Annotated in this window: 19 protein-coding genes and 1 pseudogene; 13 read left to right on the plus strand and 7 right to left on the minus strand. The window is 69.6% G+C overall.

Translation table 11 applies throughout. The features are described 5' to 3' along the window. Both ACAM58_RS04555 and ACAM58_RS04560 read left to right on the plus strand, forming a co-directional pair. A complete protein-coding gene (locus ACAM58_RS04555; RefSeq protein ID WP_369664217.1) occupies positions 1-1,491 on the plus strand; it encodes an efflux transporter outer membrane subunit in 1,491 nt (496 codons plus the stop codon). 2 nt (positions 1,492-1,493) lie between these two features. Next, entirely contained in the window at positions 1,494-2,708 is a 1,215-nt protein-coding gene (locus tag ACAM58_RS04560) for a multidrug effflux MFS transporter (RefSeq protein WP_018903661.1), read from the plus strand. Positions 2,709-2,718: 10 nt separating this feature from the next. Here the strand turns inward: ACAM58_RS04560 and ACAM58_RS04565 are convergent, their stop codons facing one another. Genes ACAM58_RS04565 through ACAM58_RS04575 form a run of 3 tightly spaced genes read right to left on the minus strand, consistent with a single transcriptional unit; the run spans position 2,719 to position 5,709 of the window. Further along, complete coding sequence (locus ACAM58_RS04565) at positions 2,719-3,267, minus strand: hypothetical protein (protein ID WP_012746025.1); 549 nt, start codon at positions 3,265-3,267, stop codon at positions 2,719-2,721. Between the two features lie 58 nt (positions 3,268-3,325). After that, on the minus strand, positions 3,326-4,039 hold the full coding sequence (locus tag ACAM58_RS04570; RefSeq protein ID WP_018903660.1) for an RNA pseudouridine synthase: 714 nt from the start codon (positions 4,037-4,039) through the stop codon (positions 3,326-3,328). Further along, positions 4,036-5,709 (minus strand): MBL fold metallo-hydrolase, encoded by a 1,674-nt coding sequence (locus tag ACAM58_RS04575; protein WP_018903659.1) that lies wholly within the window; start codon positions 5,707-5,709, stop codon positions 4,036-4,038. The genes ACAM58_RS04570 and ACAM58_RS04575 overlap by 4 nt, the downstream gene beginning before the upstream one ends. Positions 5,710-5,828: 119 nt before the next feature. Here ACAM58_RS04575 and ACAM58_RS04580 point away from each other — a divergent pair, with 119 nt between their 5' ends. After that, positions 5,829-6,872, plus strand: a complete 1,044-nt coding sequence (locus ACAM58_RS04580) for a tripartite tricarboxylate transporter substrate binding protein (protein WP_012746028.1) — start codon at positions 5,829-5,831, stop codon at positions 6,870-6,872. On the opposite strand, the gene ACAM58_RS04585 is transcribed toward ACAM58_RS04580, so the two are convergent. Beyond that, positions 6,859-7,815 (minus strand): DMT family transporter, encoded by a 957-nt coding sequence (locus tag ACAM58_RS04585; RefSeq protein WP_051127990.1) that lies wholly within the window; start codon positions 7,813-7,815, stop codon positions 6,859-6,861. The two genes, ACAM58_RS04580 and ACAM58_RS04585, sit on opposite strands and share 14 nt — an antisense overlap. A 138-nt stretch (positions 7,816-7,953) precedes the next feature. Between ACAM58_RS04585 and ACAM58_RS04590 the strand changes: the two genes are divergently transcribed. The 5 genes from ACAM58_RS04590 (at position 7,954) to ACAM58_RS04610 (ending at position 13,237) form a co-directional block, all read left to right on the plus strand. Further along, positions 7,954-9,156, plus strand: a complete 1,203-nt coding sequence (locus tag ACAM58_RS04590; RefSeq protein WP_369664218.1) for an amidohydrolase family protein — start codon at positions 7,954-7,956, stop codon at positions 9,154-9,156. 116 nt (positions 9,157-9,272) lie between these two features. Continuing rightward, the gene (locus tag ACAM58_RS04595; RefSeq protein WP_018903656.1) at positions 9,273-9,557 is read left to right on the plus strand and encodes a hypothetical protein; all 285 of its coding nucleotides are present in this window, start codon (positions 9,273-9,275) and stop codon (positions 9,555-9,557) included. Between the two features lie 54 nt (positions 9,558-9,611). Continuing rightward, the gene (locus ACAM58_RS04600) at positions 9,612-10,355 is read left to right on the plus strand and encodes a hypothetical protein (RefSeq protein ID WP_018903655.1); all 744 of its coding nucleotides are present in this window, start codon (positions 9,612-9,614) and stop codon (positions 10,353-10,355) included. Between the two features lie 241 nt (positions 10,356-10,596). Next, positions 10,597-10,827, plus strand: a complete 231-nt coding sequence (locus ACAM58_RS04605; protein ID WP_018903654.1) for a hypothetical protein — start codon at positions 10,597-10,599, stop codon at positions 10,825-10,827. Between the two features lie 43 nt (positions 10,828-10,870). Continuing rightward, entirely contained in the window at positions 10,871-13,237 is a 2,367-nt protein-coding gene (locus ACAM58_RS04610) for a phosphocholine-specific phospholipase C (RefSeq protein WP_369664219.1), read from the plus strand. Between the two features lie 22 nt (positions 13,238-13,259). On the opposite strand, the gene ACAM58_RS04615 is transcribed toward ACAM58_RS04610, so the two are convergent. Continuing rightward, complete coding sequence (locus tag ACAM58_RS04615) at positions 13,260-14,231, minus strand: alpha/beta hydrolase (RefSeq protein ID WP_018903652.1); 972 nt, start codon at positions 14,229-14,231, stop codon at positions 13,260-13,262. A gap of 391 nt (positions 14,232-14,622) precedes the next feature. Here ACAM58_RS04615 and ACAM58_RS04620 point away from each other — a divergent pair, with 391 nt between their 5' ends. The 3 genes from ACAM58_RS04620 (at position 14,623) to ACAM58_RS04630 (ending at position 18,909) form a co-directional block, all read left to right on the plus strand. Continuing rightward, positions 14,623-15,435, plus strand: a complete 813-nt coding sequence (locus ACAM58_RS04620) for a TSUP family transporter (protein ID WP_018903651.1) — start codon at positions 14,623-14,625, stop codon at positions 15,433-15,435. A gap of 63 nt (positions 15,436-15,498) precedes the next feature. Continuing rightward, positions 15,499-15,858, plus strand: a complete 360-nt coding sequence (locus tag ACAM58_RS04625; protein WP_018903650.1) for a hypothetical protein — start codon at positions 15,499-15,501, stop codon at positions 15,856-15,858. A gap of 915 nt (positions 15,859-16,773) precedes the next feature. Then, positions 16,774-18,909 (plus strand): alpha/beta hydrolase domain-containing protein, encoded by a 2,136-nt coding sequence (locus ACAM58_RS04630; protein ID WP_038106759.1) that lies wholly within the window; start codon positions 16,774-16,776, stop codon positions 18,907-18,909. Here the strand turns inward: ACAM58_RS04630 and ACAM58_RS04635 are convergent. Next, positions 18,872-19,564 carry a LysR substrate-binding domain-containing protein gene (locus ACAM58_RS04635; RefSeq protein WP_230537745.1) on the minus strand — a complete coding sequence of 231 codons (693 nt, stop codon included), beginning with the start codon at positions 19,562-19,564 and terminating at the stop codon, positions 18,872-18,874. The two genes, ACAM58_RS04630 and ACAM58_RS04635, sit on opposite strands and share 38 nt — an antisense overlap. 92 nt (positions 19,565-19,656) lie before the next feature. Continuing rightward, positions 19,657-19,800, minus strand: a pseudogene (locus tag ACAM58_RS04640) (LysR family transcriptional regulator); the annotation flags it as partial. Between the two features lie 61 nt (positions 19,801-19,861). Here ACAM58_RS04640 and ACAM58_RS04645 point away from each other — a divergent pair. Together ACAM58_RS04645 and ACAM58_RS04650 are read left to right on the plus strand one after the other, a co-directional pair. After that, a complete protein-coding gene (locus ACAM58_RS04645) occupies positions 19,862-20,239 on the plus strand; it encodes an I78 family peptidase inhibitor (RefSeq protein ID WP_038106754.1) in 378 nt (125 codons plus the stop codon). A gap of 17 nt (positions 20,240-20,256) precedes the next feature. Next, positions 20,257-20,916 (plus strand): 2-hydroxychromene-2-carboxylate isomerase, encoded by a 660-nt coding sequence (locus tag ACAM58_RS04650; RefSeq protein ID WP_018903647.1) that lies wholly within the window; start codon positions 20,257-20,259, stop codon positions 20,914-20,916. The last annotated feature ends 1 nt before the right edge of the window (position 20,917 follow it).

A 20,917-nucleotide genomic window follows, 5' to 3' on the forward strand; every position in this document is an offset into this window, starting at 1 on the left:
ATGTCCCGTCTTGCCCGTCTTGCATTTCGCATGGCTTCGCTCGCGGTTGCAGCGGGGCTCGCGGCTTGCGCGGCCGTCGGCCCCGACTACCGCCAGCCGCCCGAGGCACTGGCCAGCCAGCCCGGCGCTGCGCGCCCTTTCGCCGAGGTGCCCGCCAACGCCGCGCCGCTGCCCGCGCACTGGTGGCGGCTGTACCACGACCCGCTGCTGGACCGGCTCGTCACGCAGGCCCTCGCGCACAACACCGACCTGCGGCAGGCGGTCGCAAACCTGGAGCGCGAGCGCGCCATCGAGGCCGAGGTTGCCGGCGGCCAGCGCCCCACGCTCGGCGTGAGCGGCGGCCCTTCGTTCGGCCATGCGTCGGGCCTGTCGATGCTGCAGAAGGGCTATGAGCCGCCGAGCCGCTTCAACTACAGCGCGGCTGCCTCCCTGTCCTACCAGGTCGACCTGTTCGGCCAGATACGCCGCAGCATCGAAGCCGCGGGCGCCAACGCCGAGGCCGCCGCGGCCGCGCTCGACCTCGTGCGCGTGAACGTGGCCGCGGGCACCGCGCGCGCCTACGCGCAGGCCTGCTCGACCGGACTGCGCCTGCAGATCGCGCAGAAATCCGTCGCGCTGCAGCAGGACGCCCTGAACGTCACCGAGCGCCTGCAGCGCGCGGGCCGCGCCGGTGCCATCGACGCCAACCGAGCGCGTGCGCAGCTGGAGCAGCTGAATGCCGCGCTGCCGCCGCTGCAGGCCGAGCGCCAGGGCGCGCTCTACCGCCTGGCCACGCTGACCGGCGCCCTGCCGCAGGACTTCCCGCGCGAGGTGGCCGGCTGCACCGTGCCCCCGCGCGTGGCCGGCACGCTGCCGGTGGGCGATGGCGCGGCCCTGCTGCGGCGCCGCCCGGACATCCGCCAGGCCGAGCGCAGCCTGGCGGCCTCCACCGCACGCATCGGCGTGGCCACGGCCGATCTCTATCCGAAGGTGACGCTGGGGCTCTCGGCCTCGTCGGCCGGGCCAGCCAGCGATTTCGGCCGCAAGGACACCATTGGCTGGAGCATGGGCCCGCTGATCTCCTGGACCCTCCCCAACACCGGCATCGCGCAGGCCCGCATCGCCCAGGCCGAGGCCGGCACGCGCGCCGCGCTCGCGAAGTTCGACGGCACCGTGCTGACCGCATTGCGCGAAACCGAGACCGCGCTCGGCACCTATGCGCGCGAGCTCGACCGCCGCGCCGCGCTGCAGGCTTCGCGCGACGAAAGCGCCAAGGTGGCCGCGCAGGCGCGCCAGCTCTACCAGGGCGGCCGCACCGCGTACCTCGAGGCGCTCGATGCCGAACGTTCGCTGGCCGCGAGCGACGCGGCGCTCGCGGCCAGCGAGGCGCAACTGGCCGACGACCAGGTGGTGCTGTTCATGGCGCTTGGCGGCGGCTGGGAGCCGGACGATGGCACCGGCCTTGCGGCCAACGAAGCCGCGCCCGCGTCCACCTCCGTCAAGGCCCGCTGACCATGGCCGCTGCCGCACTTTCCTCCACGCCGCGCCGGCATGCGCCGCTGTGGCTGCTGGCGCTCGTCACCTTCAGCGGCACGCTCGCCATGCACATCTTCGTGCCCGCGCTGCCCGTTGCTGCGCAGGGCCTGGGCGCCGGCATGGGCGCGATGCAGATGACCGTGAGCCTCTACATCCTCGGCCTGGCCGTGGGGCAGCTCGCCTACGGCCCGCTGGCCGACCGCTACGGCCGCCGCCCGGTGCTGCTGTGCGGGCTTGCGCTCTATTCGGCCGCGGGGCTTGCTGCGGCGCTCGCACCCGATGTCCATGCGCTCATCGCCGCGCGGCTGTTCCAGGCCATGGGCGGCTGCGCGGGGCTGGTGCTGGGGCGCAGCATGGTGCGCGACACCGCCGAGCCGCAGGAAGCCACGAAGCGCCTCGCGCTCATGAACCTCATGGTCACGGTCGGCCCGAGCATTGCACCGCTGCTCGGCGGCGCGCTGGCCAGCGCTTTCGGCTGGCGCTCGATCTTCCATGCGCTGTTCGCGCTCGGCCTCACGGGCCTCGTGTTCGCATGGAGGCTGCTGCCCGAGACCGGCATGCCGGGCATGCGCGTCGAAGGCCGGGTGTTGGCGCGCAACTACCGCCTGCTGCTCGCGTCGCCCGCGTTCCTCGGCTTTTCGATCGGCGGCGGCTGCGCCACCACGTCGATGTATGCCTTCATCGCGTCGGCACCCTTCATCTTCGTCGACCAGCTGCATCGCCCTGCGCACGAGGCCGGCATCTACCTTGCGATATTGGTGTCGGGCGTGTGGCTTGGCAGCTTTCTCACCAGCCGCCTGATCGTGCACGCGAACCTCGACCGGCTCATGACGCGCGCCAACCTGCTGAGCTGCGCTGCGGCCTTCGTTCTGCTGGGCGCAGCGCTCGCGCAGCGGCTGTCGGTGCCGCTCATCGTGGCGGCGATGTTCCTCTACACCGTGGGCGCGGGCATGGCTTCGCCGGCCGCGCTCACGCGCGCCATCGGCGTCAATCCGCTCGTGATCGGCTCGGCTTCAGGGCTCTATGGCGCCACGCAGATGGCGGTGGGCGCCGCATGCACCGCGCTGGCGGGGCTGGGGCACCGCAACCCCGCGATGGCGGCGGCGCTGGTGCTGGCCGGTGCCAGCATCGTGGCGCAGGCCTCATTCGCGGTGGCGCTGCGCGCGCAGAAGAGGGCGGAGGCGGCTGCGTAGCCTGCGCGCGTCAGCGCGTGAAGAGCCAGCCGCCCCTGGGCTGGCGCGTCAGCTCATGCCGCCGGACCGAGCGCTCCTCGCCGTCGTCGCCCACGTACACCACTTCGAAGCGCAGCCGCTTCGGCGACACCATCTTCCAGTTCTGGATGCGCTTGACCGTCACGCAGGCGGTCTTGTCGTGGTACTGCATATCGGCCATCGGCCCGCCCTGGAAGCCGGTGCCGTCGAACAGCCGGCCCGGCGCCGCGAACGGGCTGAGCACGGCGCCGTTGCGCGCGGTGATGCAGCCTTCGGTCCGCACGAAGGATTCGATGGTGGGCGCCGCGCTTTGCACCACCTTGGCCACGGCCGGCGTGGGCGGCTTGGTCACGATGGCTTCGCGGATGCGTTCCACCTGCTCCTCGGTGATCGGCGCGAGCCCGCTGGGCGACACGACCGGCGGCGGTGCCGGCGGTGGCGGCGGCGCGTACGAGGGCAGCAATGGCGCGAGATAGCTGCAGCCTGCCAGCGCCAAAGGGGCGGTGCAGGCGAGTGCGGCGGTCCGGGTTCCGAACTTCATGGATGGGTCTCCTGTCGTCGATTCCTCTTCGGGCCTCTTGCGTGCCTCTTCTTCGATGTCAAAAGCGTTCGTGCGGTGAAAGATAGCGCCACTGGCCGGGCTCCAGCCCCGCCAGCGGCACGCGGCCGATGCGGATGCGCCGCATGGCCAGGATGCGCAGGCCGGCTTCGTCGCACAGGTGCGCGATCTGCCCGGGCCGCGCGCCCTTGAGCGCAAAGCGCAGGCCGGTCTGCTCGTCGGCCTGGCGGCCGATGCTCACGCGCGCGGGCGACCGCTCGAAGCGCGCGAGCTGCTCGGGGCTGAGCTTGCCGGCCACGTCGACCATCACCTCGTGTTCGAGCACGCCCGCGTCCTCCTGCAGCTTGCGCTCGATGCGCCATTCCTGGGTGTAGACGACGAGGCCGCTGGCGCCGGTTTCGAGTGGCGTCATGCAGCGCTGCGCCTTGGCGTGCGCGGGCAGAAAGCGCATGCCCGCGCGCTCGGGCTCGTGGTGGTTGGCGGCCACCAGCAGCCGGTGCGCGGTGTCGGTGGCCATGCCGGCCGGCTTGTGCAGCAGCAGGGTGACGGGCACCACCGGCTCCGGCTTGGCGCCGGGCTCGATCTCGACCTTCTGACGATCGTGCACGCGCGACTGCGGCAGCAGCGCCGGCACGCCGTCGACACGCACCGCGCCGTTCTCGATCAGCAGCTCGGCCTCGCGCCGCGAGCAGCCCGCGATGGCGGCCACGCGCTTGGCCAGGCGGATGCCTTCTTCTTCGGCCGCGCGGCTCATGGCGCGGAGGCCCGTTGCCGGATGCGCGCCACGTGCGCGGCCAGCGATCGGGCGGCCACCGGCCACATGCGCTCGGGCACGTCGTCGTAGGCCAGCGGCAGCCAGTCGTCCGGCGTGCCCTGGGGCAGCCTTTGCATGGCCGCGGCGATCTTGGCTTCGCGCTTCAGGCGGTGCGCCTTCAACTGCGCGATGGCGCTGCGTGCGCTGCCGATGACATGGCCGTGCGCGGGCAGGATGAAATCGATGCCGCCGGCCTCGCAGGCCGCATCGAGCTTGTCGAGCGAATCGAGGTACGCGTTCATGTCGCCGTCGGGCGGATCGACCACCGTGGTGCTGCCGTTCAGGATGTGGTCGCCGGAGAACAGGAGTCCGTCTTCCTCGAGCACCAGGCACAGGTGGTTGGCGGCGTGGCCCGGCGTGTGGATGGCGCGCAGCGTGTGGCTGACAGGTTCGCCTTCGGCCGTGGTGCCGCTGAGCACCAGGCGCTCGCCGTCGCGCAGTTCGCGCTCCGCGGCAAAGCGCGCCGACGAACGCGCGGTGGGCGCCGAAGACAGCCCGAGGATCGGCGGCTTCTGCTTGCACAGCGCCTGCAGCGGCGCCGCGCCGGGCGAATGGTCGGCATGCGAATGGGTGCACACGATCATGCGGATGTTTCCTTCGGTGGCACGCCACAGCCGGTCGATGTGGGCCGCGTCGTTCGGGCCCGGGTCGATCACGAGGTAGCCCGTGGCCGCATCGCCCACGATGTAGCTGTTGGTGCCCGGGCCGGTCATGGCGCCGGGGTTGGGCGCGGTCAGGCGCTGCACGTTCCTGAGCAGCGGCACGGCGCGCTCGCTCTGCCAGTCGAGCGCATGCAGCAGCTGCCCGTCGGGACACACCAGCGCGAGCTCGCCGTACGGCGAATCGCTTTCCATGTAGCGCGCGTCCTGGCCGCGCAGCAGGCCCGCGCGCGGGCAGCTGGTCCACAGCGGCTGCTCGGCGCCGCCCCGGGGAGCGCAGGCCTGCAGCACCGCGTCCACGCTGGCATAGGCCGCGAGCCGCTGCAGCGTGCGCACGGTCGGAAAGATCATGAAGAAGCTGCCTGCCGCGTGGCGCGCCAGCGCATCGGCCGGCCGCACCCAGCAGGGCTCGAACTGCTCGCTCTCGTCGGCCGTGGGCACCTGGCCCTCGGGCATGCGCGCCACCAGGAAAGGCACGTCGAAGCGCTTGGGCAGGTCGCGGTCGGTGATCCAGTGCGCGAGGGTGAACACCTGGTCGCAGGCAAGCACCAGCCCGCGCGTGGCGCATTGCTCGGCAAAGGACACGGGCGACGCGGTGCTGCGGTCCATCGAGGCGATGTCCTGCGCGCTCACGGGCCGGCCGTCGGCATGGCGCGCGAGCAGCACGCCAAGCTCCTCGAAGCCTTCGCGGATCGCCGCAATGGCCTGCGTGAGCTGCAGGCTGCTCTGGGTGGGCCGCCGTGCGGCGATGCGCGCGGCGGCTTCATCGGCTGCATCGATCTGCCCGCCGGGGAACACATAGGCGCCTGGCGCGAAGCTTGCGGTGCCGGAGCGGCGCGTCATCAGCACTTCGATGCCGGCCTCTGAATCGCGCAGCAGCAGCACGGTGGCTGCCGCGCGCACGGGCGCGGGCTCGCGTGCGGGGTGGAGTTGTTGGGTGGGACGGACCATGCGGCGATTATGGAGAGATCGCTCGATGCGGTTGCGTGCCGCATAAGCTCATACCGGATCGGGCATGAACCGCGCGCCACAATCCCGGGCTGCACCGCCCGCATCGAGGAAAGACATTCATGATCCATTCTCCCTTCACTCGCCACCTCAGGTTCTCGTCGTCGTTCTTCGCGCGGCGCCTGCGCCCGGCCTTGCTGCTGGCAGGCGCCGCCCTGGGTGCGGCCGCATCGTCCGCTGCGTTTGCGCAGGGCGACTGGCCGCAGCAGCCGGTCACGCTGATCATGGGTTTTCCGGCCGGCTCGGGCGTCGACGTGGTGGCCCGCGCCATCCAGGAGCCGCTCGCGCGGCAGCTCGGAAAGCCCGTGATCATCGACTACAAGTCAGGCGCGGCCGGCAACATCGCGAGCGAGTACGTGGCCCATGCCAAGCCCGACGGCTACACGCTTTCGTTCGGCACCGCCGCCACGCATGGCAGCAACGCCGCGCTCTACAAGAAGCTGCCGTTCGACGTGGAGGCCGACTTCGTGCCGGTGGCGCCGGTGCTCGACGTCTCGAACGTGCTCACCGTCAACCCGGAGGTGATCAACGCCAGGACCTTGAAGGAGTTCGTTGATCTCGTCAAGGCCAACCCCGGAAAGTACAACTATGCGTCTACAGGCAACGGCGCCGGCACGCACATGGCCTTTGCCGAGTTCAATTCGCGCCTCGGATTGAACATGGTGCACGTGCCCTACAAGGGCGGGCCCGAGGCCATCACCTCCGTGGTGCGCGGCGAGACCTGCTGCATCATGAACCAGGTGCAGACGGTGCTGCCGCACTACAAGGCCGGCAAGGTGCGCCTCCTGGGCGTGACCACCGCCGCGCCGGTGGCCGCGGTCAAGGAGGTGCCGACCATCGCCTCCAGCGGCCTTCCGGGCACCAAGGGCTTCGACAGCTCGATCTGGTTCGGCATCTTCGCGCCCAAGGGCACCGACGCGCAGATCGTCGACAAGCTCAACGCCGCCGTGAAGGCGGTGCTCGAGCAGCCCGAGATCCGCGAGCGCTTCGAAAGCCAGGGCAACACCGTGCGCATCGAATCGCCCGCGCAGTTCAAGAAGACGGTGCACGACAACCGCGTGAAGTGGGCCGAGGTGGCCAGGGCTGCGAACATCAGCATCGATTGAGGGGGCGCCGCGGCTGCGGCGCCGGGGTGCCGCCGCGTGCTGGCACCGTCATCGCGACCACGCCCGCCACGATGCACGCGAGCCCGGCCCACGCGGTGGGCGAGAGCGCTTCGCCCAGGAACACCACGCCGATCATCACGCCGATGGGCACGCGCAGGTAGGCCTGCGCGGCGGTCGACATCGGCCCCAAGGTCTTGATGAGCCGGAAGTAGATCGTGAAGGCGAGGGCCGTGGAGAGCACCGCGAGCGCCAGCACGGCAATCATCGACGCGGCCGATGGCGCGAGCGTCCACGGCCGGTCGATCGCGAGGCTCGCGGGCAGCAGCATCGCCGCGCCGCAGAGCAGCGAGCCTGCGGCGGGCACCATCGGATCGAGTCCCTTGAACACGCGGCCGAACATGGCCGCGCAGCCGTAGCAGACGGCTGCCGCCACCAGTCCCAGTTGGGCGAGCAGCGAATGCCCGAGCCCGTGCAGCGCCTCGACGCCGACGATCATGCAGATGCCCGCGAGGCCCGCCGCCACGCCGAAGAGCCGGCGCAGCGTCGGCTTCTCCGCACCGCCCACGCCCAGGCCCAGCAGGAAGATGAAGATCGGCGAGGTCGAGTTGAGGATGGTGGCAAGCCCGGCATCCACGCTGCGCTCGGCCCACGCGATGAGCGTGAACGGCAGCACGCTGTTGAGGCAGGCCTGCAGCGCGAAGCGGCGCCACATTGCGGGCTCCCGCGGCAGCCGCACGCCGCGCAGGCGCAGCAGCGCGAGCAGCAGCAGGCCGGCGATCAGCGTGCGCGCCGCGATCAGCGTCACGGGCGGCAGCGTCTGCACGCCGATCTTGATGAAGGTGTAGGAGGCGCCCCAGCAGGTGGCGAGCACGGCGAGCAGCATCCATTCGAAGGCGATGCGGGGAGCGGGCTTGGCGGCGGCGGCGAGCGGGGTCGTTGGCATGGTGCGTCGATCATCGAGCGTTCGCAGCGCGGACACTTCGGCCTGCAACGAAACGTGCGCGTGGTGACCGCGGGCCCGAATCTGGGTACGCTGCGCACGGCCCTGATCCCCACGCATTCAACGACCGACCGACCTTCCATGCCTTCGCTCCTGATCCGCAACGTGCGCCCCATGGGCGCTTCCCCCGTCGATGTGCTGGTGCGCGATGGCCGCATCGCGAAAGCCGGCGCCGCGCTGTCCGCGCCCACCGATGCAACGGTCGAGGAGGGCGGCGGCGCCTTGCTGCTGCCCGGCCTGGTCGAAGGCCACACCCACCTCGACAAGACGCTGTGGGGCATGGACTGGTACCGCAACGAGGTCGGCACCAAGCTCATCGACAAGATCGAGAACGAGCGCGCCTTCCGGCATGCGAGCGGGCATGACGCGGCCGCCCAGTCGCTGGTGCTGGCCAAGGCCTTTCTCGCGCGCGGCACCACGCGGCTGCGCACGCATGTCGACGTCGACACGCAAGCAGGCCTGCGCCATCTCGAAGGCACGCTGCGCACGCGGCAGACGCTCTCGGAGGTGCTGCAGATCCAGGTCGTCGCGTTTCCGCAGTCGGGCCTGCTGGGCCGGCCGGGCACGGCCGAGCTGCTTGGCCAGGCGCTCGCGCAGGGCGCGGATGTGCTGGGCGGCCTTGACCCCTGCGCGATCGACGGCGACCCGGTGCGCTCGCTCGATGTGCTCTTCGGCATTGCCGACAGGCACCAGCGCCCGCTCGACATCCACCTGCACGAGCCCGGCGCCATGGGCGCGTTCTCGCTCGAGCTGATCCTGCAGCGCACCGAGGCGCTGGGCATGCAGGGCAAGGTCGCGGTGAGCCACGGTTTCTGCCTGGGCGACCTGGCCGAGCGCGAGCGCGACGCATTGCTCGCGCGCATGGCCAGGCTCGGCGTGGTGCTGGTCACCAGCGCGCCGCCATCGCGCAGCGTGCCGCCGCTCATGGCCTGCCGCAAGGCCGGCGTGACGGTGCTCGGCGGCAACGACGGCATCCGCGACACCTGGTCGCCCTACGGCAACCCCGACATGCTGGAGCGCGCGATGCTGATCGGCATGCGCTACAACCTGCGCCGCGACGACGAGATCGAGGTGGCGCTCGACACCGTCACCCACGCCGGCGCGCGCGGCTGCGGCTTCGAGGCCTATGGCCTGGACGCCGGTTGCCGCGCCGACCTGGTGCTGGTCGATGCGCAGACGGTGGCCGAGGCCGTGGTCGCGCGGCCGGTGCGCAGGCTGGTGGTGGCGGGCGGCCGTGTCGTGGCGCGCAACGGCGTGCTGCAGGCCGAGGTGGCGTCGTTGTAGCCGCGCCGCCATGTGCGCCCTCGGCCTACGCGAAAGTCCGCTGCCGGCTGTAGGGCGCCGGGCCGACGCCGGGAGAGTCTTCGCGGCCAACCCCATCCTCGAACGAAAGGCTTTCCATGCGCGCCAATGACAAATTGCTGTCCGGACCCGTTGCCGATCAACTGACGCCGCTGGAAATTTCCCAGGCCGTGCTCCAGGGCGAAGAAAACCCGAACACCGCGCGGCCGCTCACGCCGCTCGAGCAGGCCGCCACGGGCATAGCAACGGGCAGCGGACAACGCTCGCCGCTGGCCCGCATGCTGTGCAGCCCCGCGGTGGCCTGGGGTGCCGCAGCCATGGCGGGCCTGGGCCTGCTCGCCGCGCTGGCCCATGCGAAGCGGGAGCCCACGCTCCGGCCCTGACGCCGCCGGCGGCGACCGCGGGCAGGCGCAACCCGCCTCACTACACTGCTGCGGATGAGCCTTTCCCCTGCACCGCATCGCGTGCGAGAAGACCGCCTCGTTTCCTACTTCCTGAGCGGCGATGCCATGCGCAGCCGCAGCGTGAGCGATGTGGTGCTGTCGGGCAGGGTCGACGTGCCCGTGCCTCCCGCGCGCCTGGTCGCGGATTGGGAGCGCGAGGTGTCCTCGCGCCTGGCGCTCGAACCCGGCGACGTCGAGCCCTTGCCGCTGGCGCGCGCGCGTGCGCGCTGGCCGGACTACCGGCGCTGCGTGCAGGCGATGTCCGACTGGACGCGCACCATCGGTTGGCCCGAAGCGCTGCTTGCCTCCAGCGAAGTCGCCCTCATGGCCTGCCGCGGCGCCCGCTACCACCATGACGGCGCGCAGTACGGCGGCGCGGCCTTCTGCAATCTGTTCCTCAGCGAAGACAGGCAGCTGGATGTGCACTTTCCGTTGACGGGCCACCGGATTCCGCTCGCCCGCGGCACGGTCCTGGTGTTCGACACCGGCCAGCCGCACGCCGTTGTCGAGCGCGGCCGCAGCGGCTTCGACGCGGCACGCTTCGCGCCCGGGCGCGACTGCACCCAGGTGTTCCTGAGCTGGGAGCTTCCGATCGAGGATGCGCATGTCGGGCGCGCGCTTCGCATTGCCTTCGACGTCGATGCGCCGACCGCCTCGCAGCTTGATGAAGAGCAGGTCCGCGTCAACGGCGAGCCGGCGAGTCTCTGCCCCGAGTCCGGCCGCTGGCGCCGCGGCTGAGCATCGCGCGAGCGCGGGCCCGGCTGCAGTTTTTCGTAGTCCTTCGCACGGGCTGTAGAACGTTTGGATTCGGCGGGTTTTCCTTGTAGACGATGCAGGCGCCGAGCGCAGAGACTGCGCCCGCGCGTACGAAAAGAAGCTTGGCAGGCACGCCGTCATCGCCGCTACATCGCGATGTCACAGCTCTTTCTTACGCTGGAGGCCATCCCACCGCCTCGAGAAAAAAGGAGTGTCCTCATCCATGCATCCACGATTCATCCTGCGCGCGCCGCTCGCACTGTCGGTACTGGCCCTTGCATTGACCGCCTGCGGCGGCGGTGATGGCGGAGGCGGCAGCAGTGGCTTCAGCGGCGGCGCCGCCGCTTCGGGCAAGGCGCTCGCCTCCGACCAGCCCAATGCAGGCACCGCCGGCAAGACCGATGCCGCCTCGTCCGGCGCGGGCAGCGAGCCCAGCGTGAGCTACGCGCCCTGACGCCACCCGCGTCCCGGCATTCCCACGACCAAGAACAAACCCCATGACCACACGCCGCAAGTTCCTCCAGACTGCCACCGGCTCCGGCATTGCCGCTGCCACGCTGGCCACCTTTCCGCCCAGCATCCGCCGCGCGCTGGCCATTCCCGCGCACCACGAGACCGGCACCATCAAGGACGTCAAGCACGTCGTGCTGCTGATGCAGGAGAACCGTTCCTTCGACAGCTATTTCGGCACCTTCAAGGGCGTGCGCGGCTACGGCGACCGCTTTGCCGTGCCCGCGCCCAACGGCAAGACCATCTTCCACCAGACCTACACCAAGGCCACGCCGCCCAGCACCTACACGCCCTACCGGCTCGACGAGAGCAAGGGCAACGCGCAGCGCGCGGGCAGCACGCCGCACGGCTGGTCCGACTCGCAGGCCGCGTGGGACCACGGCCGCATGTTCAAGTGGCCCGACATCAAGAACCTGCTGTCGATGGGCTACTACGACACCGCCGAGGTGCCGTTCCAGCGCGCGCTGGCCGAGGCCTTCACGCTGTGCGACCACTACCACTGCGGCATGCACACCGGCACCATCGCGAACCGGCTGTTCTACTGGAGCGGCACCAATGGCCCCAACGGCATCAGCCCCGCCGACGGCAGCCAGGTGCAGCTCGCGGTGCTCAACAACCAGTTCAATGCCGGCAACGACATCGGCGCTTCCACCGAAGGCTGGACCTGGACCACCTATGCCGACCGGCTCGAGAAGGCCGGCGTGAAGTGGAAGGTCTACCAGAGCCTGATCGACAACTTCGGCTGCAACGAGATGATGAGCTTTCGCCACTGGCGCACCGCCATCGAGCAGATGCCGGCGGCGCGCCGGCCCGTGTACGTTCCCGCGACCGACATCACGCAGCCGGTGACCGCCGCCGGCCCGTTCTACGACCCGGCCATCGACGATGCGCTCAGCCCGCTGGCCAAGGGCTTCGGCAACACCATGCCGCAGGGCTTTCTCGAAACCTTCCGCGAGGACATCCGCAACGGCACCCTGCCCGCGGTGTCGTGGATCATCTCGCCGTCGGCCTACAGCGAGCACCCCGGTCCCTCGAGCCCGGCCAAGGGCGGCTGGTACGTGCAGGAAGTGCTGGACGCGCTGACCTCCAACCCCGAGGTCTGGAGCAAGACCGTGCTGCTCATCAACTTCGACGAGAACGACGGATTCTTCGACCACCTGCCGTCGCCCGCGGTGCCGTCGCGCAACCCCGACGGTTCGCTGGCCGGCGCCACCACGCTGGCCGAGGCCGACACGGCCGTCGAGTACCACAACTACACGCCGGCCACGCCCAAGCAGCCCGCCATGGACGGCCGCCCCTACGGCCCCGGCCCGCGCGTGCCGATGTGGGTGGTCTCGCCCTGGAGCCGCGGCGGCTGGGTCAACTCGCAGGTCTGCGACCACACCTCCACGCTCATGTTCCTGGAGAAGTGCTTCGGCGTGGCCGAGCCGCAGATCAGCAAGTACCGCCGTGCCGTCTGCAGCGACCTCACGAGTGCCTTCAACTTCGAGCGCCCCAACGACGAGCCGCTGCCCGTGCTGCCCGGCCGCAAGACCAAGGCCGAAGCCGATGCGCTGACCGCCGCGCAAGAGGCGCTGCCCAAGATCGTGCCGGCGGCCGACGCCGAGCTGCCGGTGCAGGCCACCGGCGTGCGCCCTTCGCGCGCGCTACCCTACGAGCTGCACACCAGCGCGCGCAGCGACGCCCTCAACGGCCGCGTCCAGCTGCTGTTCGCCAACAGCGGCCGCGCCGCCGCCGTGTTCCACGTCTACGACAAGCTGCACCTGTCCGACCGCCTGCCGCGCCGCTACGTGGTCGAGCCCGGCAAGCAGCTCGACGGCCACTGGAACGCCATGGCCGACGACGCGGGCCTGTACGACCTGTGGGTGCTCGGCCCCAACGGCTTTCACCGCCAGTTCAAGGGCGACCTGAACCGGCTGCGCGCCGGCAGCGCGCCCGCGCCCGAGATCCGCGTGGGCTACGACGCGCGCCGCGGCGACCTCTACCTGCAGTTGCGCAACGACGGCCGGCGCGATTGCCGCTTCACCGTGCAGCCCAACAAGGCCTACCCGCGCCCCGACGCCTACCAGGCCGGCGGCAGGGACCGCAACGGCAACAACGGCCATGGCAACGATGGGCACGGCAATGGCGACAACGGCACCTACGGCCACAACCCCGACGGCTCGTGGAGCATCCGCGTCAAGGGCGGCGGCGAGACCGGCATGCGCTGGAGCCTGGACGCGAGCGGCCAGTGGTACGACTTCGTCGTGACCTGCGATGCCGATCCTTCCTTCTACCGGCGCCTGGCCGGCCGCATCGAGACCGGCCGGCATTCGGTGAGCGATCCGGCCATGGGGCTGCAGGACCGCTTCTGAGCTGGCAAGGGGCTGCTTGCCGCTAGGGCAGCAGCCTGGCGATCGCGTCGGCGAACGACGGGATGTCGGTCTGGGTGTGCGTCGTCGAGTAGGTGGTCTCGGTGATCGACAGGCCCGGGTAGCCGCGCGCCACGAGCCGCGCATGCATTCGGCCCACCGGTTCGAAGTTGCACTCGTCCCGGTTGTCGCAGCGCGTGAGAACCAGCGTTGCGGGCAGCGGCCGGTCGCCCAGCGCATCGTGCATTCGCTGCTCGAGGTCTTCGTACTCGGCTGTCTGGAAGTCGAACGCGGCCTCGAACGCCAGGAAGTCCGAGAACACCAGGCTGCCCGCCGCGCCTTCGAGGAACAGCGCAATGCCGGCCATGCTCCCGCTCAGCGAAAGCCCGGTCAGCATGCGCTGCTTTGGATCGGCGCGGTACTTCGCTTCGATGAACGGCACCAGTTCGAGCGCGAGGAAGTCGTGGTAGGCCACGGCGCCCGGCATCGTGTAGTCCTGCTCGCGGCGGGCCGTGCCGCCGATGCCGACCAGGATCGCTTCGGTGCGGCGCTGCTCGAGGATGTTCCTGAGGTCCGAAAACCGCGTGTCGGGCGGATTGAAGACCCCGTCCGCGTCCATTGCGTAGATGACCGGATAAGCCGCCGAGCTGCCATCGTAGGAGGCCGGCAGGTAGATCTCGAGCGCGTAGCTTGCGCCTGTCTTGGCCGAGCTGATGGTGTCGGAAACGACGCGGCTGGCGGCGGGCGGCGATTCGGCAGGCGTCGCGTTGGGCTCGGGCACCGGTGCTGGCGCAGGCTCGGGTGGCGCGGCCGGCGCATCGGTGGCAGGCGGCGTGGCCGGCGGATCGGCCGGCGGCGTGGCAGTGGCCACCGGCGCGACCGGCACGAAGGCGCCGCCACCGCCGCCTCCACCTCCTCCGCCGCAACTCCACATTCCGAGCGCGAGCGCCCAGCTTCCGACCCATACGAACGCACGCGTCCTTTGCCCAAGCTGCATCGGAGTTTTCCTCGAAGCTGGTGGCTTGAAGAGACGCATCAGGGGCGTCGCGCCAAGAAAAAACGCGCCGGTCCGATGCGGGCTTTTCAGGATGCCACGGGAAGCCGTGGGTGCGGTGCTCTTCGGGGTAGATGGAAAACGAAAAAGTCGTATCTGTCCCAATCCTGAAGAGACAGAAGAAAGAAGCGTCCATTCCCAGTGGGCGAGACTTCGAGCTTGGACGCAGGAGCGCGGCACAAGATACTGGGCCTCCGCCCGGCATTCGATCGCAATGGCCCCGGGCTTCTGAGTCAACAGGGAGCCGATCGATGAGTGTCCAGCGCGAGCCGCGTGGAGAAGAAAGCGCGTGGCTGATCCGGGCGATGGAGTCCGCCCATCCGGTCCCTGCCTCATGGACATGATCGGCTTCCTGGCAGGCGACCATTCGCTTTCCATCCTGTGCATCCTTGCCGGGGTCGCTTTCATTGCGGGGGCCTTCGACGCCATCGCAGGTGGCGGCGGATTGGTGACCGTGCCCGCGCTGGTGATCGCGGGGCTCGACCCGGTCTCGGCCATCGCAACGAGCAAGCTGCAAGCGACCCTGGGGGCGGTCTCCGCGACCACGAGCTTCGGGCGCGCAGGCCTGATCGAGTGGCGGCGGATCTGGCCCGCGGCCCTCCTGGCTTGCGTGGGTTCGGTCCTTGGCGCGCTGGCGGTCAGTTCGGTTCCGCAGCAGGTGGTGAAGACCGGACTACCCTTTCTACTGATCGCCATGGCGCTGTACTTCGCCCTGTCGCCCACGATGACCGACGAGGACGCCGGGCAGAGAATTTCGATGGCTGCCTTCTGTGCCACCGCCGCGGTCGTGATCGGGTTCTACGACGGGGCCTTCGGTCCGGGCACCGGCTCCTTCTTCATGATCGCGTTCGTCCTGCTGCTGGGCTGGGGCGTGGTACGGGCCACCGCGCACACCAAGCTGCTCAACCTCGCGTCGATCCTGGGGTCGCTTTCCATCTACCTCTTTCACGGGCTTGTGCACTGGCGCATCGGCGTGGTGATGGGCCTGGGGGCGTTCATCGGTGCGCTGGTGGGGTCCAGGTTGGCGATCCGTGCCGGCGCCAGGCTCATCCGGCCGCTGCTCATGGTGGTTTGCTGCGCCATTGCCTTCAAGCTGATGCTGGCTCCGGCGCACCCCGTCCATCAGTGGCTTGCGGGCAGGATGTGAGAGCCCCCACTGCGCTCGCATGCACGTGGTTGCCGGCCTAGGGGGCACTTACACTCCGGCCATATGAGAAGCGCAAGGGACGTTCAATGCGGCCTGCAGCCCGTGGTGGAGCTGCGGAAAGAGGCTGCGTCGTACGCCTATTCCGTTCGCGCGCCGCGTTCGAAGGGCGTGATCCCGCCCAGCTCGTACAGCAACGGCGGTTTCGTCACACTCGCCGACTGCCTGCTCGACGTGGCGCGCGCACTCGGCGGCGACTTCAAGCGCATCTACGTGCGTCTCGACGGCTACTGCGTTGGAGAGCGCGACATCACCGAACTGCGCCGCGGGCCGCAAGAGGTTGCGGCCGCATTGAGGGCCGCCTGCGACGCGGTTGCGAGCGCCGCCGAAGCGGGTGCTGCCGCATCGGAAGCCAACGATCCCTGAGCTCGCGGCTATGGCTTGATGGTGAGCCTGTCAGCTGCCATTGCGACGAACTCTGATGCGGTAGGCTGGGGCGCGAGCGACGCGCGTCATCTTGGGGTGCCGCTCGGGCGAGCCGCTGCGTTCTCCCCGGATTCCTTCCACGCCGCCCAGCACTGCTGGCTGCAGCATGGCCACCAACCGAGCGGGCCGCATTCCGCGGCCTCTCCGCAGCCCGTTCGGCACCAGACGGTGAGCCGCCGCGACGCGGATGCGCCGGCTTGATCCGGCCTTCGTCCCAACTGCCTCACCGCCAACGCGAACGGTGTTCCATCGACTGGCTGGTCCATCACTTGTCGTCCTTGGGATCGCCCGTCTGCTGCCAGTACGTGCCGCCGAAGGAACTGCGCTTGATGATGGGCAGGATCACGCGCCTTCTCATGGACGCGGGCGACCTACGGGCGCGGGCGAGCGAGCTCGCACGATCGAACATTGACATGAAAGCTCCCTGGCCGCCCTCAGAAGCTGGGGGGCCGTTTTGTCGGGAGATTATGTAAGCCGCTGTTGCAGGCCAGGAAGCTGCCCAAAGTAGTCATCGCAAACGCATCCGCCCAAAGCGTGAACGAATGCACGGCGCCGTGTGGCGCGAGTCGCGTATCGGCACTCGGTGGACAGCCGCTCTGCTAGATTCCGCCCCGGTAGCCATCCATTCGAAGAGTCTTGACTCTGTTCTCCCTGAACCCTTCAATGAAGGTTTTTTTGGCTACCCCTCAACCCGCTTCGGCGGGTTCTTTTTTGGGCAGAACAGTCCCGCAGGAAGCCTCCTTAACCATCGGTTAAGACCGGCTAAACCAGACGCGAATTGCCGTCATGCCCTCGAATCGTGAGGATGCAGAGCGCCGGCGCCGTCGGATCCGCACAAAAAAGACAGGAGACAACATGCATCCCAGAAGCCCAATAGGGCGCCAGCCGCGCCTGCACTGGCTCGCGGCGGCGATGGCCACGGCGGCAATCGTCATTGTTGCCGCGCCGGCCGAGGCACGCGTCACCCGCATCGTGATCGACAGCGTCGCGCCGCTCGCGGGCCAGTCGATTCCATATGAGCAGATTCGCGGCCGCGCCTTCGGCGAGCTCGACCCGGATGATCCGCACAACAGCGTCATCACCGACATCAAGCTGGGCGCAGACGCCGACGGCAAGGTGCGCTACGAAACCACGTTCAACCTGGCGAAGCCGGTCGACATGAACCGCGCGAGCGGCTTCCTCTGGCATGACGTGCCCAACCGCGGCGGTGCCGGCACGCTCGCCGTCGAGGAACGCGAGCTGGGCGACGTCGGCCTGCGCAGCGGCTGGCAGGCGGACAACGCTGGCAACACGGGCGTTCCCGCCAACCAGGCCGAGGGCACGAATCACTGGGTGGCCGTGCCCATCGCCAAGGTCGATGGGCTGGCCGTCACGGGCCAGGTGTTCGCGCGGATCATCAACCAGGGCGGCGCGGGCTCCCAGCCGCTGATCGTGCAGACCAACCCCGTGCCCTACCTTCCGGCCACGCTGGACACGGCCAAGGCAACGCTGAAGACGCACACCAAGGAAACGGTCGATGGCGTTGTCACCGAAGGGCCCGCCATCGCGGCGGGCGACTGGGCCTTTGCCAAGTGCGATGCGGGCAATCCGTTTCCCGGCACGCCGATCGACAACGACCCCGCCCATGCGCCCGGCAACCTGCCGGTGCACATCTGCCTGCGCAACGGCTTCGACCCCAAGCTGCTCTACCAGGTGGTGTACCCGGCGCACAACGCCTATGTGTTGGGCGTGGGCATGGCGGCGTTCCGCGACGTCGGCAGCTTCTTCCGCCACGAGGCGGCCGACGACCTCGGCACGCGCAATCCGGTGGCCGGCTCCATCAAGGGCACGGCCGTGCGGGGCGTGTCGCAGTCCGGGAACATGGTGCGGCAGTTCATCTTCATGGGCCTGAACCAGGACGAGCGCAATCGCAAGGTCTACGACGGGGCCTGGCCGATCATCGCGGGCCGCCGCGTGGCCGCCAACTCGCGCTGGGCCCAGCCGGATGGCGTGCTGGAGCTCTACCAGCAGGGCAGCGAAGGTCCGCAGTGGTGGGTGGACTGGCCGGACCCGGTGCGCAATCAGCCGACCGGCAGCATCTTCTCGCGCTGCGATGCCAACGACACCTGCCCGAAGGTGATCGAGCATTTCGGATCGGCCGAGGTGTACGCGCTGAAACTCACGCCCGAGTGGATCGGCACGGCCGGCGACGCGGACATTCCGCTGCCGCGCAACGTGCGGCGCTACTACGTGCCGAGCAGCCATCACGGTGGCGGCACGGGCGGCTTCACGCACATGCCCGCGGCTGCCGCCGGCCCCGCCTGTCCCGGCAACAGCTTCGGCCGCGGCGCGCTGGCGGCCAACCCGGTGCCGCACACGGAGATCACCAACGTGCTGCGCCTGGCCATGCGCGACTGGGTGCTGAACGGCACGCCGCCGCCGCCCAGCCGGTGGCCCACGCTCGCGGGCAAGACGCTGGTCGACGCCAACATGAAGGCAATGGGCTTTCCGGTCGGCGTGCCCGGCATTCCGGATTCGATCTTCCTGCCGCAGAACTTTGCGTTTCCGGTGTTCGACTACGACTGGGGGCCGCAATTCAGTCATTCGGAAGCGTCCGGCGTGCCCACCAACGTGCCGCCGATCATCAGGAAAGTGATCCCGATGAAGGTGCCGAAGGTCGATGCCGACGGCAACGAGATCGACGGCGTTCCCACGGTGCTGGTGATGGCGCCGCTGGGTACCTACCTGGGGTTCAACATCACTGCCGAGGGCTTCCACCGCGGCCAGGTGTGCAACTACGTGGGCGGCTATGTGCCGTTCGCCCGCACGCGCGCCGAGCGGACCGCGAGCGGCGACCCGCGCCTGTCGCTCGAGGAGCGCTACGGCAGCCACGAGGGCTACGTGGCTGCAGTGCGGGCCGCCGCCGCAAAGGCCTCCGCCGAGGGCTTTCTTCTGCCCGCGGACCGCGACCGTCTCATTCGCCAGGCCTCGGAGAGTGCCGTGCTTCGCTGAAGGGCACCGCCATTTCGATCATGTCCACCAGGGCAGCCGCCGGCGTCGAGAGTTCCGCGCGGCTGCGCATGGCCAGCAGCAGCACGCGTTCCATCTCGATGCCTTCAAGGCCGACCTGCACCAGGCCGAGGGCCTGGGCATAGAGCGCCGCCGCCGCGCGCGGCAGGATCGCCAGGCCGAGCCCGAACGAGACCATGCGGCACATCGAATCGAAGCTGCGCACCTGCACCCGGATGCGTGGCGTGCGCTTGGCCGCGTCGGCCGCCGCCATCACCTTGCGTGTGAGCGATGCGCTGCGTGCCAGCGTGACCAGGTCGTGGTCGAGCACGTCTGCGAGGCAGGCGTTCTGCCGGCCGTCCAGCGCATGCCCCGCCGGCACCAGCAGCACCAGCTGGTCGACATTGCAGACGAGAGTCTCCAGGCCTTCGTGCGGCACGTTGTCGCCGATGACGGCCAGTTCCGCCGTGCCTTTCTGCACGGCGCGGATGCCGTCTTCGCTCAGGGCATCTTCCATGTCGATCACTACCTGCGGATAGCGGCGGGCGTACGCGGCCAGCACGCTGGGCAGGAAGCCGCCGAAAGCGGAGGGGTTGGCGCACAGCCGCAGGTGGCCGGTGGCACCTGATTGAAGATCGTCGACCGCCTGCACCGGCACGCGATCACCTCGATCGCGTGCCGGTGCAGGGTCTGTCCTTCCGGCGTGGCGGTCACGCCGCGTTGGCCGCGCTGGAGCAGCGCCATGCCGCAGTGCTGCTCGAGATCGGTGATGCGCTTGCTGGCCGCCGGAAGCGAGACGCCGAATCGATCTGCGCCCGCCGTCAGGCTTCCACCATCGACGACCGCGACAAAAAGCCGCAGGGAAGTGAGATCGAAACGGTTCAGATTGATCATGGCCGGTGGATTTGACCACTGGCGACGCTACGATCCATTGAAAGAAGGAAGACACCACACCATGCCCATCCTCCCTCCATCCGGTTTCATTTTTTTCCCTCGTACCCGCGGCATCCTGGCGGCCGCCGTTTGCGCCGCGTCGATGTTTATCGCGGGCTGCCAGACACAGCCCGAATTCCGCCCGCTCACCTCCGAGGCGCCGCCGCCGCCCACCTTCGTGACCGTGCCCAGCGAAGAAACCTGCCAGGCCGCGCAGGCGCGCTACGCGCTCGGCCAGGTGCTCGATCCGCTGTTGCTGGAGCAGATGCGCACGCGCACCGGTTCCAAATCGGCGCGCACCTCGGCCGTCGGCGCGCCGCTGCCGGTGCCGGCCGATCCGGCGCGGCTCAATGTCGACGTCGATCCGCAGGGCCGCATCACCGCCGCGCGCTGCGGCTGAACGTCAATAATTCCGGGATGACGATCAAGCCGACCACCCCCGCCATCGCGCTCGACTGCTACTACAGCCTTTCCTCGCCCTGGGCCTACCTGGGCGGGCCGCAGCTGCAGGACATCGTGCGGCGCCACCATGTGCGGCTCACGCTCAAGCCCTACGACTTCCAGGCCGTGGTGCCGCAGACCGGCGGCATTCCGCTGAAGACGCGGCCCGAGCCGCGCCGCAGCTACCACGCGCTCGAACTGGCGCGCTGGCGCGACTACCTCGGCATGCCGCTCAACCTGGAGCCCGCCTACTACCCCAAGGGTGCGCCGGTCGATCCGAACTGGAACAAGTACCCGGGCTGGATGGTGATTGCCGCGCAATTGCAGGGGCTCGATGCCCAGCCGCTCTCGCATGCGCTGCTGCGCGCGCTGTGGGCCGAGGAACGCGACACCTCCGAAGCCGCGGTGCGCATCTCGGTGGCCGAGGAAAACGGCTACGACGGCGCGGCGCTGCAGGCGCTGGAGCAGGCCGCCGAGACCTTGGCGATCTACCGCGCCAACAGCGCCGACGCCATCCAGGCCGGCGTGTTCGGTGCGCCGACCTTCGTGCTCGACGGCGAGCGCTTCTGGGGCCAGGACCGCCTGGCCTTTCTGGACCGGGCGCTCGACAGGCGCCGCCAAGCCACGGGCGGATAAT

Origin of the sequence: Variovorax sp. V116, assembly GCF_041154435.1 — a bacterium.
GTDB lineage: Bacteria > Pseudomonadota > Gammaproteobacteria > Burkholderiales > Burkholderiaceae_C > Variovorax > Variovorax paradoxus.